This is a genomic window from Rhodococcus sp. 11-3 (genome assembly GCF_023704055.1).
GTDB lineage: Bacteria > Actinomycetota > Actinomycetes > Mycobacteriales > Mycobacteriaceae > Rhodococcus > Rhodococcus aetherivorans.
Genome location: NZ_CP080406.1, coordinates 343,706 through 359,383, shown reverse-complemented (window position 1 = coordinate 359,383; position 15,678 = coordinate 343,706). Strand labels below are relative to the sequence as shown.

Sequence of the window (15,678 nt, the reverse complement as noted above, 5' to 3'; positions counted from 1 at the left end):
CTACTTCCCGTACAGGCGGGCCCAGTTCTCCCGGCTGGTCAGCTGCGGCATGGCCTCGCGATACCGCAGGGACACCGCGGGGGTCTCCTTCTTCAAGGCCTGCAGCGCGCGCACACCGCGCCGGAGCAGCGCGACGGCCCGCTCCTTGTCCCGCTTGCGCACGCGGACCCCTTCCTGGGACGCGTCGGTGACCACGGCGTGCGAGAACAGCGACACGTGCCACCAGTGCGCATCCGACGACGGGATGGCGACCGGATGCGCCGGGAGGCGACCGCGCCACTGGTTGACGATGCGCTTGGCGAGCACCGCCCACTCGAGGCTCTTGCGCGGGTGCGGGCCGGCCGGGGTGATGAACATGTCGGCCGGACGCAGGCCCGGCACGTTGTTCGCGTTGTGGCGGATGGTCTCACCGTATTCCGCGCGCTCGCGCCGGATGGCGGCCGCGGCCTCCATGCCGCCGTCGTGCAGGAACTCGGGCCCCCGCAGGAAGTCCTCGACGGCCTTGATCAGGGTGAAGGCCATCCCGTACTGCATCGAGACGAGGTACCGGAACAGGTCGGTCCGCAACTGCTTGGCGAGTGCCTTGCCGTCGAGTTCGGTGTGCAGGGCCGCCGTGATCATGGCGTTGCGGAGGTTGAAGTAGCGGTGCCACTCGTCCCAGTCCTTCCACGCGAAATCCGCGTGCCACACCGCGGCACCGGGCAGCGTGACGGTCGCGACGCCGTTCGCCCGCGAGCGGTAGCCGTACTCGATGTCGTCCCACTGGAAGAACAGGGGCAGCGGATAGCCGACCTTCTCCACGACCTCCGACGGGATCAGGCACGACCACCACCCGTTGTAGCCGGCGTCGACCCGGATGTCCTGCTGCTTCTTCAGCGTGCTCTTGTCCGCGAGCGCGTTCTTCACCTCCAGCCCGGCCTGGAGCCGCTGCAGGTCTGCGACCTCGGCCCCGACGTGGACCCGGTCGGGATGCAGCAGGTACAGCATCTGCGCGCCGACGATCGCGGGCTCGACGGTGCAGTTCGCGAACATGTTGAGCCGGACCACCGCCTCCGGTTCGCACAGGACGTCGTCGTCCATGAACACGATGTTGGCTCCGGGGTTCCGCGCGGAGCCGGCGACCTCGTACAGGCCGCGGGTGAATCCGCCGGCGCCGCCCAGGTTGGGCTGTGTGATGTAGACGAGCTTGTCGCCGAGTTCGGAGGCGACGCGCTGGAACTCCTGCCGGGTCTCCACCCGGTCGGTGCCCTGATCGATCACGTACACCGACTGCACGTCGGCCAGCGCGATCGGGTCGTCCGCCATGGCGGCCAGCGTCGCCGCGCAGTCGTCGGCGCGGTTGAAGGTGCAGATGACGACGGCGGCCGGCCGCAGGGACTTCGGTGCCGGCACCGTCCACCGGGCGTTCTCGACGGCCAGTTCGCCGGCGCCGGTGGAGATCCGTGCGAACAGGGCACCGCCGTCGACGAACCGGTCGATCGGGGTGGACACCGTCACCGTCGCGGGCGCGCCGTTCGACGACACGGCGGTCGTGGCGACGATCCGTCGCCGGCCCCGGGCATCGGTGGCGACCAGTTCGATGCGGCCGTCCCCGTCGACCTCGGCGACGAACTCGACCTCGGTGACGGCGGTCCAGCGCTGCCAGTAGCTGGCGGGGAATCTGCCGAAGTAGGTGTCCGTTTCGACACGGCTCCGGCGGCCGAGACGCACCCTGGTCCGCTCACGGTCGACGGTCCCCTTGACGGTGACGTACATGTCGTCGCTGACCAGCGGAGACGGCCCCGCGAACAGCGCACGCTGAGCGGTCGGACGGGTCGCGGGGCGCCCCGTGACGGACGAACCGTCAGCTGCGGTGCCGACCCCTCCCGTCGGTTCGATCGCAGCGAATTCGGCCTTGTCCATCCGTCGAAACACCTTTCGGAACCTTGCTGCCCCCCAGGACACAACTCGTCCCAGGCTACCAACGGACCGGGGACCGGCCGACGTCCCCGCGGATCCACCCCCGCGCCCGGCCGGTCGTCGCCCGGCCCACCCCCGTTATCCTTGGCCTCTGGCCAGCCTCGTCCCTGGCCTCCGGCCAGCCCCGTCCCCGACCTCTGGAGCACATGTGACCTCCGCCGTCGTGCCCGCGGTGACGACGCGGCGGCAGCGCCGGACGTGGGGTGCCGCAGTGGCAGCGATGGTGACGGTCACCTACCTGGTGATCCTGGCGGCCGACGATCGATGGTTCTACACCGACGACACGGAATCGGGTGCGGTACCGAACTGGATCTTCCTCGGCCGGATCCTGCGGACCGGACAGCTTCCGAGCCTCGTGCCGGAACAGTGGATGGCCGGGAACTACCCGGTCGAGGGGCAGGGCGGCCTCTGGAATCCGCCGCAGCTGCTCGTCAACCTGATCGCGCCGTCCGTCGACAACATGGTGCTGCTCTCGACCGGCGTGAAGTGGGCGTTCTCCCTCGTCCTGGCGCTGGGCGTGTACCGGATCTGCCTGGAGTACGGCGCTCGCGCGACGTGGGCGGCGGTGGCCGGCGCCGCCGTCCCGTTCACCGGGTTCGCGCTCTTCTTCGACCAGGCGACCTGGGTCACGGCCCTCACCGGCTCGGCGTGGGTGGCCCAGGCGTGGGCCAGTTCGCTCCGCTACCTGCGCGGACGCTCCGGTCCCCTGCCGGCGTTCGTGTTCCTGTACCTCGCCGTCAGCGTCGGCTACGTCTTTCCCGCGCTCGTCGCCGGGATCCTCACGGGCTGCCTCATGATCGGCGAACGGATCCATCGGCACTCGTGGCGGCCCTCGCTGCGGCTGGCGGTGGTCGCGAGCTGCGCCGCCGCGGGCGGGTTGATCACCTACCTGCCCGGGGCGCTGTCCAGCTCCGTCACCTGGCGCTCCGACCAGGGCTTCCAGAACGACAACTTCCTCACGGCACCTTGGTCGGACACCCTCAACTCCGGCATCCCCTCCGCGCTGCCGGGCATCGAAGCCTGGTTCGGGGAGGTGCAGCCGTTCCCCGTCACCTACATCGCCTGGTTCGCCGTCCCCGCGCTCGCCTTCGTGGACTGGAAGACCGTGCACCGGTCCGTGCGCAGCCTCGCCGGCGCGCTGATCTTCCTCGTCGCCATGCTCATGGCGACGGCCGGCCCCAGCGTGATGGGGCCGTTGCGCTGGCCGGCGCGGCTGCTGCCGATGTTCGCTCTCGCGACACTCGTGGTGGTGTGCGTGCTGATCAGCCGCCACGGCACGCTCCGCAGGATGCGGGTGCGGGCGGGCGCGGCGGCCACGCTCGTGCTGCTGATGACCCTGCGCTCCGGGTCCTCGTCCCCCGAGTTCATGAACCGTCACCTGCTGTGGGCGGGCGCCGTCCTCCTCGTCGGGGCCGCCGTCCTGTGGGTCGCGCTCCGCGCCGGTGAGCGGGCGGTGGCGGCGATCCTGCTGCTCTCGGCGCTGCCCGTCGTGTACTTCCAGGTGGCGTCGACGACACCGCACCCGCTCGCGTGGGATCTGCCGGCTCGGCAGTCGGTCGCGAAGGAGAACTTCCCGGACCGGCCGGGCACCACGCTGCAGCTCGCCGACCGCGAACTGGTGCTGCCGTGGACCGCGAATCCGCAGGGCGTCTACCGCTCCCTCGTGTTCGGCAATTTCGCCAAGTCCCTCGACGAGACGTACGTCAACGCCTACACCCCCATCGGCTTCGAGGAGTTCGCCTTCCACCTGTGCATGCGGCACGACGGCTCGAGCTGCGCCGACGCGTTCGGCGCCGCGTTCGCCACCGAATCGAGCACCGACCGGACGTACGTGGACCTGATGCTCGTGGATCGGGTGGTGCTGCAGCGCCGGCAGTACCCGGACGCCGACTCGGAGCCGGCGCCGCCCGGCTGGCGGTGGGTGCAGTCGCCGCCCGGGTCCGCGGACGCTGTGGACGCGGTGATCCTCGAACGGCTCGCCGGACCGATCAGCGGCCGGAACGGACGCATCTCCTTCACGGAAGGGGTCACCGCCACCTCGGTCTCCGAGGACTACGCGACGAGCCGGGTCCGCGTGAACTCGGTGGACGGCGGACGCGTCGTCTTCGGACGCCTGAACTGGCCCGGCTACTCGGCCACGCTGGACGGCCGGCCCCTGGAACCGCGCTCGGTGGACGGCATGTTCCTCGCGGTGGACATCCCCGCCGGCACCGAGGACGGCGAGCTCGTCGTGCGCTGGACACCGCCGGGCCAGGGAGCCGGGTTCGCCGGCCTGGGCCTCGGCATCGCGGGCGCCACGGCGATGCAGCTGCTGTACCTCAGAGACCGGCGGAAGGCGCGACGGGAGAATCCGGAGGAGGCCGCGGCGCCCGTACCGGCGGCTACCGTGGGCTGAGACGCGACCGGAACACGGTGTAGAACACCCGCCGCTGAAGCGCGGCGAGTTCGGCGCGGCGATTCCCCTGCCACACGTCGGCCGCCCGGAGCCCGCCGGGCAGTTGTTCGGACACCCACCGGTGATAGGCCTTCGCCTGCCGGGCCTGCTCGGCGACGAGGGCCACGCTCCACTGACCGGCACTGACCCGGAAACCGCCGACGACCTGCCGCAGGGCATACAGGTCGCCGTGGAACAGCACCTTCGTGTAGGAGGCCATGTCGATCAGGTAGGGGAAACGACCGTCCCATCCGCCGGCCCGCTCGAGGACATCGCGGCGCATCGTCACGCACATCGGCTCACCGAACACGTTCGTGCCCAGCCGCACGGTGCGCCGGATCGCCTCCCCGCCCGGCACCAGGCCCGACAGTCCCTGGAGACCGCGTCCGCCGATCATCTTCGCGCCTCGCGCGTCGAGAATGTCCCGCTGCGACGCCACCGCCACCGCCGACGGGTGCGCGTCCAGGGCCGCCACCTGGGCCGACAGGGCCCCCTGATACAGCAGGTCGTCGCCGCACACCAGCTTGACGTACTCGCCCGCGGCCTCGGCCGTCACGCGCTGCCAGTTCCGGGGCGCACCACCGCCCGTCGGAGTCGACAACAGGGTCACGCGCCGGTCGCCGGCGTACTTGCCGAGCAGGTCCGCGGTGCCGTCGGTCGAACTGTGATCGGCGATGATCAGTTCGAAATCCTCGAAGTCCTGCCCGAGCACGGACTCGACCGTCGCCTCGATGAACGGCGCATTGTTGTAGGCCGGAATCACCACGGACAGTTTCGGCCTCGTCACTGCTGCTCATCCCGTCCTCGAACGCACGCCCGGCGCTCGTGGCGGGCCGACTGACGGCGCCACCGTACATCGGCACGGCCCGCACCCGAAAACAGCCCCACCCGGCGTATACACTCCCGACTTGTGAGCAGCGACGACCGGCCGGGGGTGGGCACGCCACACCGCGTGTCGGTCGTCGTGCCGGTCTATCAGGGCGAACACACTCTGGGTGACCTGCTCGAGCAGATCGTTCCGTGGACCGAGGTGACACTGACCCCCGGCGGCCGTCCCATGGTGGTCGAGGAGGTCCTGCTCGTCCACGACAACGGCCCCGACGACTCGGCCCGCGTCATCCGGGAGCTGGCCGCGAAGTACCCCTTCGTCGCCGGGGTGTGGCTCAGCCGGAACTTCGGCCAGCATCCGGCGACGCTCGCGGGCATGGCGTCGAGTGGCGGCGAGTGGATCGTCACCCTCGACGAGGACGGTCAGCACGATCCCGCCGCCATCGGCGGGCTGCTCGACACCGCGCTCGACGAGGGCGCGACCGTCGTATACGCCAAACCGACGAACGCGGCACCGCACGGCCTGCTGCGCAACGTGGCCTCCAAGGGATCCAAGTGGTTCCTGGCCCGGGTGCTGTCCGTGCCCGACAGCCCCGATTACCAGAGTTTCCGTCTGGTGCTGGGCGAGGTGGGACGTTCCCTCGCCGCCTACGCGGGTTCCGAGGTCTACCTCGACGTCGCGCTGGGGTGGATCGCAGGCAAGGTGAGCACGAGCCCGGTCGCCCTGCGGGAGGAGCAGGGACGTGCGTCCGGCTACCGGCTGCGCACTCTGCTGTCGCATTTCTGGCGGATGGTGCTGTCGAGCGGAACCAAGGGCCTGCGGATGGTGAGCCTGCTGGGCGTGGTCCTGGCCGTGGGCGGGATCCTGTGGGCGGTGTGGGTGCTGGTGTCCTACCTGTTCCTCGGCAACCGTTTCCCGGTGCAGGGCTGGGCCTCGACGACGGTCATCCTGCTGCTGGGATTCGGCGCCGTCCTGTTCTCCCTCGGAGTCATCGCCGAGTACGTGGGGGTGGCGGTGAAGACGGCGATGGGCAAACCGCCGTACCTGATCGTCAGCGATCCCGGCTCCGGTCCGCTGGCCCGCACACAGCGGTATCCCGACCTCGAATCGTTCCGGAGCGGGTAGCCGTGCCGGCGCCGACGTGGGTCGTCGGAAGTGGCGGACTGCTCGGCTCGTGGGTGACCCGGGAGCTGCACCGCCGCGACGTCCCGGTGGCGACGAGCGTGGTGCCCTGGGAGGAGCCGGAGCAGGCCCGCGACGTGCTGCTGGCCGACGCGGACCGGTTCGTCCGCGCCACCGGTGGTGGGCCGTGGCGGGTCGCGTGGTGTGCCGGCGCCGGGGTGAACGGCACGACGGCGGAAGCATTCGCGGCCGAGAACGCTCTGCTGCGCGACGTGCTCGACGGACTGGCGCACGCAGCCGGCGGCAGCGCCGAGCACGGGACGGTGTTCCACGCCTCGTCGGCAGGCGGTGTGTACGCGGCCGCGCCGGGCGCACCCCACTCCGAGCACAGCCCCACGGCCCCGCTCGGTCTCTACGGACACGCCAAGCTGGCCGCCGAGGCCGTCGTCACCGACTTCGCCGGGGCGACGGGCGCCACCGCGGTGATCGGCCGCTTCGCGAACCTCTACGGGCCGGGGCAGAATCTCGCCAAGCCGCAGGGCCTCATCTCCCACCTGTGCCGCGGCTATCTCACCGGGGCACCGGTCTCGATCTACGTCTCGATGGACACCCTGCGGGACTACCTCTACATCTCCGACGCGGCGGAGATGGTTGCCGACGCCCTGGCGCGGGCGGAAGCCGAATCGGGCGGGGTGAGCACCAAGATCTTCGCGTCCGGCCGGTCGGTGACGATCGGCGCGATCCTCGGCGCGTGCCGAACCGTCTTCCGCCGCCGCCCCAACGTCGTGCTCGCGTCCTCACCGCTCGCGTCGGTGCAAGGGCGGGACCTGCGGTTACGGTCGCTCGTGTGGACCGAGCTGGACCGCCGCAGCCATCGGCCCCTCCCGGCCGGCATCGCCGCCACGCTGGAAGCGACCCGGCGCACGATGGGTCATTCGGCTCGGCCGAGTGTCCGCTCCCCGGAACGGGCGTAGGCCTGCTCGGTGGCGTCCTTCTGCGGTCGCCACCAGTGCTCGTGGGTGCGGTACCAGTCGATGGTCGCGGCCAGGCCCTCGCGGAAGTCCCGGTAGCGGGGGGTCCAGCCGAGCTCGGTGCGCAGGCGGGTGGCGTCGATGGCGTAGCGCAGGTCGTGGCCGGGGCGGTCGGTGACGAAGTCGAAGTCGCCCCGGTCCTTACCGCACAGCTCGAGGATGGTCTCGACGACGGTGCGGTTGTTCGTCTCGCCGTCCGCGCCGATCAGATAGGTCTGGCCGATCTCGCCCTTGTCGATGATCGTCCACACCGCCCGGTTGTGGTCGTCGACGTGGATCCAGTCCCGCACGTTCGCCCCGGTGCCGTACAGCTTGGGCCGGATCCCGTCGAGGACGTTGGTGATCTGCCGCGGGATGAACTTCTCCACGTGCTGATAGGGGCCGTAGTTGTTCGAGCAGTTCGAGATCGTCGCGGCCACCCCGAACGAGCGCACCCACGCGCGCACCAGCAGGTCCGAGCCGGCCTTGGTCGACGAGTACGGGCTCGACGGGTTGTAGGCGGTGGCCTCGGTGAACCGGGCCGGATCGTCGAGCTCGAGATCGCCGTACACCTCGTCGGTGGAGATGTGGTGATACCGCACCGAATGCCGGCGCACCGCCTCGAGCAGAGTGAACGTGCCGATCAGGTTGGTCTGCACGAACGGCGACGGATCGGCCAGGGAGTTGTCGTTGTGCGACTCGGCGGCGAAGTGCACCACCAGATCCGACTCGGCCACCAGCGCGTCGACCAGGTCCGCGTCGGCGACGTCGCCGCGGACGAAGCGGATCTTCTCGGCGACCGGGTCGAGGGAGGCGAGGTTGCCAGCGTAGGTGAGCTTGTCGAGCACGGTCACCCGCGCCTCGGGGCGGTCGGCGACGGTCCGATGCACGAAGTTCGCACCGATGAAACCGGCACCGCCGGTGACGAGCAGCCGCATGCGGCAACCCTACCGGCGGTGCGTTCGCTGGTCCGCGTCCACCCCGGATGGGAGACTGCCCGTCATGCGCGGAATCATTCTCGCCGGCGGCACCGGGTCCCGCCTGCACCCGATCACCCTGGGAGTGAGCAAGCAGCTCGTACCGGTCTACGACAAGCCGATGATCTACTACCCGCTCTCGACCCTCATGCTCGCCGGGATCCGCGACATCCTGATCATCACCACGCCCGAGGATGCTCCACAGTTCCAGCGCCTGCTCGGCGACGGGTCGCGCTACGGGGTGAACCTGACCTACCGGGTCCAGCCGGAGCCGAACGGGCTCGCCCAGGCGTTCGTGCTCGGCGCCGAGCACATCGGCACCGGCAGCGTCGCCCTCGTCCTCGGCGACAACATCTTCTACGGCCCCCGCCTGGGCACCCAGCTCACCCGGTTCGCCGACCTCGACGGCGGCGCGGTGTTCGCCTACCGCGTCTCCGATCCCAGGGCCTACGGGGTGATCGAGTTCGACTCCGAGGGCCGGGCGCTCTCGCTCGAGGAGAAGCCGGCCACCCCGAAGTCGAACTTCGCGGTGCCCGGGTTGTACTTCTACGACAACGACGTCGTCGCCATCGCCCGCGGCCTGCGCCCGTCGGACCGCGGCGAATACGAGATCACCGACATCAACCGCACCTACCTCGAGGCCGGCCGGCTCCAGGTCGAGGTCCTGCCGCGCGGCACCGCCTGGCTCGACACCGGCACCTTCGACTCGCTGCTCGACGCCGGCAACTACGTCCGTACCATCGAACAACGCCAGGGCCTGAAGATCGGCGCCCCCGAGGAGGTCGCGTGGCGGCGCGGCTTCATCACCGACGACGACCTGCGCGCCCTGGCCGCGCCGCTGGTCAAATCCGGCTACGGCAGCTACCTGCTCGACCTGCTCGACCGGGAAGGACACTGACGGTGCACTACCGCGAACTGAAGATCCCCGGCGCCTACGAGATCACCCCCCGACAGTTCGGCGACGACCGCGGCGTCTTCTACGAGTGGTTCAAACAGCCCACCTTCACCGACGCCGCCGGACGCGCCCTCGACCTCGCCCAGGCCAACTGCTCGGTCTCCGCCGCCGGGGTGCTGCGCGGCATCCACTACGCCGACGTCCCCCCCGGGCAGGCCAAGTACGTCACCTGCCCGGCCGGCGCGGTGCTCGACGTCGTCGTCGACCTGCGCGTCGGCTCGCCCACCTTCGGACAGTGGGACGCGGTGCTGCTCGACGACGTCGACCGCCGCGCGATCTTCCTCCCCGAGGGCCTCGGCCACGCCTTCTGCTCCCTGGCCGACGGCTCGACCGTCGTCTACCTGTGCTCGACCGGCTACAACCCCGACCGCGAACACGAGATCGACCCCCTCGACCCGCAGATCGGCATCGACTGGCCCACCACCGGCCGCGACGGGGCGCCCCTGCACCACCAGCTGTCCGACAAGGACCGGGCGGCCCCCTCGCTGGCCGACGCCGTCGCGGCCGGGTCGCTGCCGCGGTACCTCGGGTGAGCGCGCAGCCGGTGTCCTCCCCCGATCCCGTCACCGAACCCGCCGGCGCACCCGGCGGGATGTCGGGGGCGCCGGGCCCGCTCATGCGCCTGTTCAAGAACCAGGCCGTGGCGTTCCTGCTGGTGGGGGCCTTCAACACCGCGCTGGGCACCGCTTGGTTCATCGTGTGGCAGCTCGCCGTCGGCGACACCCTCGGCTACCACGTCGCGATCGTGGCGGGCTACGCCTCCAACGTGCTGTGCGCCTTCTCCACCTACCGCTACCTCGTGTTCCGCGTGCGCGGTCACTTCCTGCGTGACCTGTGGCGGTTCGTGACCGTCAACCTGAGCGCGTTCCTGCTGAACCTCGCGCTCATGACGCTGGCGGTGTCCGTCCTCGGATTCCCCCCGATCCCCGCGCAGATCGTGATCACCTTCGTGACCGCGACGGCGAGTTTCTTCGGCTACCGGGACTTCTCCTTCCGCCGCGCCAAGCACGACTGAGCGACCCGAGCGAATGGACCATTTCGTCGGACCACGGAGGTGAGCGATACATTCGCTCGCCCCCACGGCCGACCGATCAGCGCAGGCGGAAGATCACGGCGCGCTGCACCACGAAGTTGATCACGGTGGCCGTGCCCTGCGCGACGACGAATGCGAGCGGCACGCGCCACCACTCGGCGGGCAGCGCGTCGTACAGCACGTAGTTGATGCCGACCTGCACGGCGTAGGTGACGGCGTACAGGATCACCACCGCGACGAACCGGGCCCGGCTCGGTTCCGCCCTGAAGGTCCAGCGCCGGTTGATCAGGTAGGCGGTGGTGGTGCCGGCGACGAACGACAGCGACTTCGCGACGTTGACGTGCAGCCCCACGGCCAGCAGCAGCACGTAGAGACCGAAGTCCACGATCGCGGACAGCCCGCCGGTGAGGACGAACCGCACGATCTGCGTCTTCAGGTCGAGCGCCTCGTCGGCGGTGCTGTCGGTGAGGGGGATCTCCACCGGCAGGGGGGCGTGGTGCTCCGGTTGCGTCTGCCAGTGCGGGTGCTGCGGGTGCTCGGACACGGCGACAGCCTATGCGAGCGGCGCGAGCGCTCCCGCTCCGCGACGGAACGCACCGGGACGGTTCCGGCAATCCGGACGCCGGGGCGGGGACGTCGCCACCGACACACTCTCGCTGCTGCGACCGGCGGGTAACCTGTACGGCGATGTCCACGACAGCTGCAGAGCCGGCCGCCGCGCCGCTCCCCACCCAGACCCGCACTCTGACCGGCTGGGGGCGCACCGCCCCGACCACCGCGGAGGTGCTGTCCACTCCCGACGTCGAGGTGATCGCGCAGGCGGTCGCCCGGGTCGCGGAGCAGAACGAGTCCAAGCCGTCGCATCTGCGCCGCGGTGTCATCGCCCGCGGCCTCGGCCGCTCGTACGGTGACCCGGCGCAGAACGCGGGCGGGCTCGTCGTCGACATGACGGCGCTGGACCGGATCCACACGATCGACCGCGAAACGCGTCTGGTCACCGTCGACGCGGGCGCCAGCCTGGACCAGTTGATGCGCGCGGCGCTGCCGTTCGGCCTGTGGGTGCCGGTGCTGCCGGGCACCCGGCAGGTGACCGTGGGCGGCGCCATCGGCGCGGACATCCACGGCAAGAACCACCACAGCGCCGGCAGCTTCGGCAACCACGTCCGGTCGATGGACCTGCTCACGGCCGACGGCCAGGTGCGCACCCTCACCCCGAACGGTCGCAACTCCAAGCTGTTCTGGGCGACGGTCGGCGGCATGGGCCTGACCGGCATCATCCTGCGCGCCACGATCGAGATGACGCCCACCGAGACGGCGTACTTCATCGCCGACGGCGACGTCACCAGCACCCTCGACGAGACGATCGCGCTGCACAGCGACGGCAGCGAGGCGAACTACGACTACTCGAGCGCCTGGTTCGACGCGGTCGCACCGCCGCCGAAGCTCGGCCGCGCGGCGGTCTCCCGCGGTTCGCTCGCGAAGCTCGACCAGCTGCCGAAGAAGCTGCAGAAGAACCCGCTGAAGTTCGACGCGCCGACGCTGCTGACGTTCCCGGACATCTTCCCGAACGGCCTGGCCAACAAGTACACCTTCAGCGCCGTCGGCGAGCTGTGGTACCGCAAGTCCGGCACCTACCGCGGCAAGGTCCAGAATCTGACGCAGTTCTACCACCCGCTCGACATGTTCGGTGAGTGGAACCGCGCCTACGGTTCGAACGGCTTCCTGCAGTACCAGTTCGTGGTGCCCACGGAGGCCGTCGAGGAGTTCAAGAGGATCATCGTCGACATCCAGAAGTCGGGGCACTACTCGTTCCTCAACGTCTTCAAGCTGTTCGGCCCGGGCAACAAGGCGCCGCTGAGCTTCCCGATCCCGGGGTGGAACATCTGCGTCGACTTCCCCATCAAGGCGGGCCTGAACGAGTTCGTCCGCGAACTCGACCGCCGCGTCCTCGAATTCGGCGGCCGCCTCTACACCGCCAAGGATTCGCGCACCTCCGCCGAGACGTTCCACGCGATGTACCCGCGCATCGGCGAATGGATCAAGATCCGCCGCTCGGTCGATCCCACCAACGTGTTCGCCTCCGATATGTCCAGAAGGTTGGAACTCCACTGATGATCAACGCCGTCGGCAACCCCCAGACCCTGCTGCTCCTCGGTGGCACGTCCGAGATCGGCCTCGCCATCGTCGAGGAGTACCTGCGCAGGGCGCCGGCCCGCGTGATCCTCGCGGCGCTGCCGAACGACCCGCTGCGCGACGACGCCGTCGCGCAGGTGAAGGCCGCCGGGGCCACCAAGGTCGACGTGATCGACTTCGACGCCCTCGACACCGGCAGCCACCCGAAGGTGATCGACCGAGCCTGGGACCTCGCCGGAAACGGTCGCTCCGCAGGCTCCGCTCCTGCCGGCGACGTCGACGTCGCGATCGTCGCGTTCGGACTGCTCGGCGATGCCGAGGAGCTGTGGCAGAACCAGGCCAAGGCCGTGCAGATCGCCGAGATCAACTACACCGCGGCCGTATCCGTCGGCGTGCTCGTCGGCGAGAAGATGAAGGCGCAGGGCTACGGCCGCATCATCGCCATGTCCTCCGCCGCGGGTGAGCGGGTGCGCCGCTCCAACTTCGTGTACGGCTCCACCAAGGCCGGTCTCGACGGCTTCTACCTCGGGCTCGGCGAGGCGCTGCGCGAGTACGGCCCCCGTGTCCTGGTGATCCGGCCGGGGCAGGTCCGCACCCGCATGTCCGCCGGGGTGAAGGAAGCCCCGCTGACGGTGAACAAGGAGGACGTCGCCAAGCTCGCCGTCTCCGCGTCCGAGAAGGGCAAGGAACTCGTGTGGGCTCCGGGCGCCTTCCGCTACGTGATGATGGTGCTGCGGCACGTCCCGCGCGCGATCTTCCGAAAGCTGCCGATCTAGGCTGCGGGGGTGTCCGACCCAGCCGTACTCTCCTCCGACGTGGCCCCCTTCCGGCGTGCGCTCCGCACCGCCGGCGAGGGGGCCGCTGCGGTTCTCGTCGCCGCGATCGTCGCCGCCGTCGGCCTGTTCGCGTTCGCACGCGTGCAGTGGCCCGCCTTCAACTCGTCGAACGTCACGCAGGCCGTCACGACGGTGCTGCAGGTGGGGGCGCTCGCCGTGCTCGCCGTCTCCGTCGTGCTGCACCGGCGGCGACGGTGCACGCCGTTCGCGCGGGTGCTGTCGTGGGCCGGCCTGTCGGGCCTGGTCACCGTCACCCTCGGGATGCCGCTGGCCGCGACGAAGCTCTATCTGCACGGCATTTCCGTCGACCAGGAGTTCCGCACCGAGTACCTGACACGGCTCACCGACTCCCCGGCCCTGCGGGACATGACGTACGCGGACCTGCCGCCGTTCTATCCCGCCGGCTGGTTCTGGGTGGGCGGCCGCTTCGCGAACCTGCTCGGCATGGACGGCTGGGAGGCGTTCAAGCCGTGGTCGATCGTGTCGCTGGCCGTCGCCGCCGTCGGCGCGCTCGTGTTGTGGACCGCGCTGGTGCGGGTCGATCTGGCCGTGCTGGTCGCCACCGCGACCACCGCCGTCGTCCTCGCCTACGGCTCCCCCGAGCCGTACGGCGCCGTCATCGCGCTGCTGCTCGCGCCCGCCCTCGTCATGGCGTGGGGGGCACTGTCGCGCCCGGTGCGTCCTTCGGGCGGCTGGAGCAGCCCAAAGGGCGCACCGGGCGGCGGAGCCGCCGTCGGGACCGGGCTGTTCCTCGGGCTGGCGGCCACGTTCTACACGCTCTACCTGGGCATCGCCGCGTTCGCCGTCACCGTGATGGCCGTCGTCGCGGCGGTGCTGGCACGACGCGCGGCCGGCACGTGGCGCGCCGCGGTCCCGGTGCTCGTGCGGTTCGTGGTGATCGGTGCGATCGCGGCACTCGTCGCGCTGCTCGTGTGGGCGCCGTTCGTGCTCGAGGTGCTGCGGGGCGGGTCCACCGCCGGATCCGGCACCGCGACGCACTATCTGCCCGAGACCGGGGCCCGGCTGCCGCTGCCGATGTTCCACGGTTCGCTGATCGGGCTGCTGTGCCTGCTCGGCACGGTGTGGCTGGTCGGGCGGGCCACGTCGTCGCGGCGCGCGCAGGCCCTCGGACTCGGCGTCGTATCCGTGTACCTGTGGTACCTGGCGTCGATGGCGCTGACCGCGCTGGGCAACACCCTGCTCGCCTTCCGCCTCGAGGTGATCCTGCTCGTGCTGCTCGCGGCCGCCGGCACGTTCGCATTCGTCGACTTCACCCGGTGGATCGTGCTGGCCACCAGCGAGAACCAGCGGGTGCGGTGGTCCCTGATCGCGGTCGGCGCGCTGGGCGCGGTCGCGTTCACCCAGAACATCCCGCAGGTCCTCGCGAGCGAGATCACCGTCGCCTACACCGACACCGACGGCGACGGTGAACGCGCCGACCAACGTCCGCCCGGCGCCGGCGCCTACTACGCCGAGCTGGACGAGGCGATCACCGCGGCGCTGGACCGGCCCCGCGACGAGATCGTCGTCCTCACCGCCGACACCACCTTCCTCGCCTACCACCCCTACCTCGGATTCCAGGCGCTGACGTCGCACTACGCGAATCCATTGGCGGACTTCGAGGCTCGCGCCGCCGCGATCGAGGACTGGGCGTCGCTCGAGACGGCCGACGAGCTGCTCGCGGCGTGGGACGAGTCGCCGTGGCGGGGCCCCGACGCGATCGTATTCCGGCAGGGCGCCGAGGGTTACACGCTCCGGCTCGCCGAGGACGTGTACCCCAACGACCCCAATGTGCGCCGCTACACGGTGACGTACCCGAAGTCGCTGTTCGACGATCCGCGCTTCACGATCTCGGAGATCGGGCCGTTCGTCGTCGTCACCCGCACCGGATAGCCGCAGTCGTCCGCGAACCCGACGGTGTTCGCGGACGACCGGCAACGGTTGCGAGGGGGCTCAGGCGCGGCGCAGCGGCATCACCGACCGCACCACCGGATCGCGCAGGTACAGCCCGGCCCACACGAGGACACCGACGTACACCGGGAAGAGGATGGTGCTGAAGAGCGGCATCTCGTTCAACATGTTCGTCGCCACGGCGCCGCCGAGGTAACCGGTCAGCAGCACCGCCCCGAGGATCGACGTGGCCGGGACCAGGTACAGCGCCAGGCACACGAGCAGGACGACGCCGATGACGTAGTTGAGGTCCGGGTCGAAGCCCAGATCGATCATCGCCTCCCGGGCCTGGTCGACGTTGAGGATGTGGATCGTGACGTCGAACAGCAGGAACAGCACGACGAGGCCGGTGAGCACGAGGCCGGCGATGCGGAACTTCCGGTCGGTCGTGCGCTCGGTGGGGCGGGTGGTGGTCGAGATCATGACGGGCTCCTGGGGTC

The 15,678-nt window shown here is 70.3% G+C and carries 14 protein-coding genes; 9 read left to right on the top strand and 5 right to left on the bottom strand.

The window, feature by feature from the left end; translation table 11 throughout:
• Window positions 1-1,902, bottom strand: a complete 1,902-nt coding sequence (locus KZJ41_RS01615) for a glycosyltransferase (protein WP_251550044.1) — start codon at window positions 1,900-1,902, stop codon at window positions 1-3.
• Window positions 1,903-2,107: 205 nt separating this feature from the next.
• Between KZJ41_RS01615 and KZJ41_RS01610 the strand changes: the two genes are divergently transcribed.
• Complete coding sequence (locus KZJ41_RS01610; protein ID WP_251550042.1) at window positions 2,108-4,354, top strand: hypothetical protein; 2,247 nt, start codon at window positions 2,108-2,110, stop codon at window positions 4,352-4,354.
• Here the strand turns inward: KZJ41_RS01610 and KZJ41_RS01605 are convergent.
• Window positions 4,341-5,180: a glycosyltransferase family 2 protein gene (locus tag KZJ41_RS01605; RefSeq protein ID WP_168578918.1), complete on the bottom strand. Its 840-nt coding sequence runs from the start codon at window positions 5,178-5,180 to the stop codon at window positions 4,341-4,343. The genes KZJ41_RS01610 and KZJ41_RS01605 overlap by 14 nt on opposite strands.
• 165 nt (window positions 5,181-5,345) lie before the next feature.
• Between KZJ41_RS01605 and KZJ41_RS01600 the strand changes: the two genes are divergently transcribed.
• The gene (locus KZJ41_RS01600; RefSeq protein WP_029547039.1) at window positions 5,346-6,347 is read left to right on the top strand and encodes a glycosyltransferase family 2 protein; all 1,002 of its coding nucleotides are present in this window, start codon (window positions 5,346-5,348) and stop codon (window positions 6,345-6,347) included.
• A 2-nt stretch (window positions 6,348-6,349) separates the two neighbouring features.
• Window positions 6,350-7,318 (top strand): NAD(P)-dependent oxidoreductase, encoded by a 969-nt coding sequence (locus tag KZJ41_RS01595; RefSeq protein ID WP_029547038.1) that lies wholly within the window; start codon window positions 6,350-6,352, stop codon window positions 7,316-7,318.
• Here KZJ41_RS01595 and rfbB read toward each other — a convergent pair.
• Window positions 7,276-8,292, bottom strand: a complete 1,017-nt coding sequence (gene rfbB / locus KZJ41_RS01590; protein ID WP_029547037.1) for a dTDP-glucose 4,6-dehydratase — start codon at window positions 8,290-8,292, stop codon at window positions 7,276-7,278. The genes KZJ41_RS01595 and rfbB overlap by 43 nt on opposite strands.
• A gap of 64 nt (window positions 8,293-8,356) precedes the next feature.
• Between rfbB and rfbA the strand changes: the two genes are divergently transcribed.
• From rfbA to KZJ41_RS01575, 3 genes are read left to right on the top strand one after another with little or no spacing between them, the layout of a single operon-like run.
• On the top strand, window positions 8,357-9,229 hold the full coding sequence (gene rfbA / locus KZJ41_RS01585; protein WP_006932754.1) for a glucose-1-phosphate thymidylyltransferase RfbA: 873 nt from the start codon (window positions 8,357-8,359) through the stop codon (window positions 9,227-9,229).
• Window positions 9,230-9,231: 2 nt separating this feature from the next.
• Entirely contained in the window at window positions 9,232-9,819 is a 588-nt protein-coding gene (locus KZJ41_RS01580) for a dTDP-4-dehydrorhamnose 3,5-epimerase family protein (protein WP_006932752.1), read from the top strand.
• Window positions 9,816-10,301 (top strand): GtrA family protein, encoded by a 486-nt coding sequence (locus tag KZJ41_RS01575; protein WP_029547036.1) that lies wholly within the window; start codon window positions 9,816-9,818, stop codon window positions 10,299-10,301. Before KZJ41_RS01580 ends, KZJ41_RS01575 begins: the two co-directional genes overlap by 4 nt.
• A gap of 76 nt (window positions 10,302-10,377) precedes the next feature.
• Here KZJ41_RS01575 and KZJ41_RS01570 read toward each other — a convergent pair whose 3' ends face one another.
• A complete protein-coding gene (locus KZJ41_RS01570; protein ID WP_006932748.1) occupies window positions 10,378-10,800 on the bottom strand; it encodes a GtrA family protein in 423 nt (140 codons plus the stop codon).
• Between the two features lie 206 nt (window positions 10,801-11,006).
• Between KZJ41_RS01570 and KZJ41_RS01565 the strand changes: the two genes are divergently transcribed.
• The 3 genes from KZJ41_RS01565 to KZJ41_RS01555 are packed head-to-tail and all read left to right on the top strand — an operon-like array spanning window position 11,007 to window position 15,181.
• The gene (locus tag KZJ41_RS01565; protein WP_251550040.1) at window positions 11,007-12,431 is read left to right on the top strand and encodes an FAD-binding oxidoreductase; all 1,425 of its coding nucleotides are present in this window, start codon (window positions 11,007-11,009) and stop codon (window positions 12,429-12,431) included.
• Entirely contained in the window at window positions 12,431-13,228 is a 798-nt protein-coding gene (locus tag KZJ41_RS01560; protein WP_043800442.1) for a decaprenylphospho-beta-D-erythro-pentofuranosid-2-ulose 2-reductase, read from the top strand. The genes KZJ41_RS01565 and KZJ41_RS01560 overlap by 1 nt, the downstream gene beginning before the upstream one ends.
• Before the next feature lie 39 nt (window positions 13,229-13,267).
• Window positions 13,268-15,181 (top strand): galactan 5-O-arabinofuranosyltransferase, encoded by a 1,914-nt coding sequence (locus KZJ41_RS01555; protein WP_065923568.1) that lies wholly within the window; start codon window positions 13,268-13,270, stop codon window positions 15,179-15,181.
• A 60-nt stretch (window positions 15,182-15,241) separates the two neighbouring features.
• Here the strand turns inward: KZJ41_RS01555 and KZJ41_RS01550 are convergent, their stop codons facing one another.
• Window positions 15,242-15,661, bottom strand: a complete 420-nt coding sequence (locus tag KZJ41_RS01550) for a DoxX family protein (protein WP_006933312.1) — start codon at window positions 15,659-15,661, stop codon at window positions 15,242-15,244.
• Window positions 15,662-15,678 lie beyond the last annotated feature (17 nt).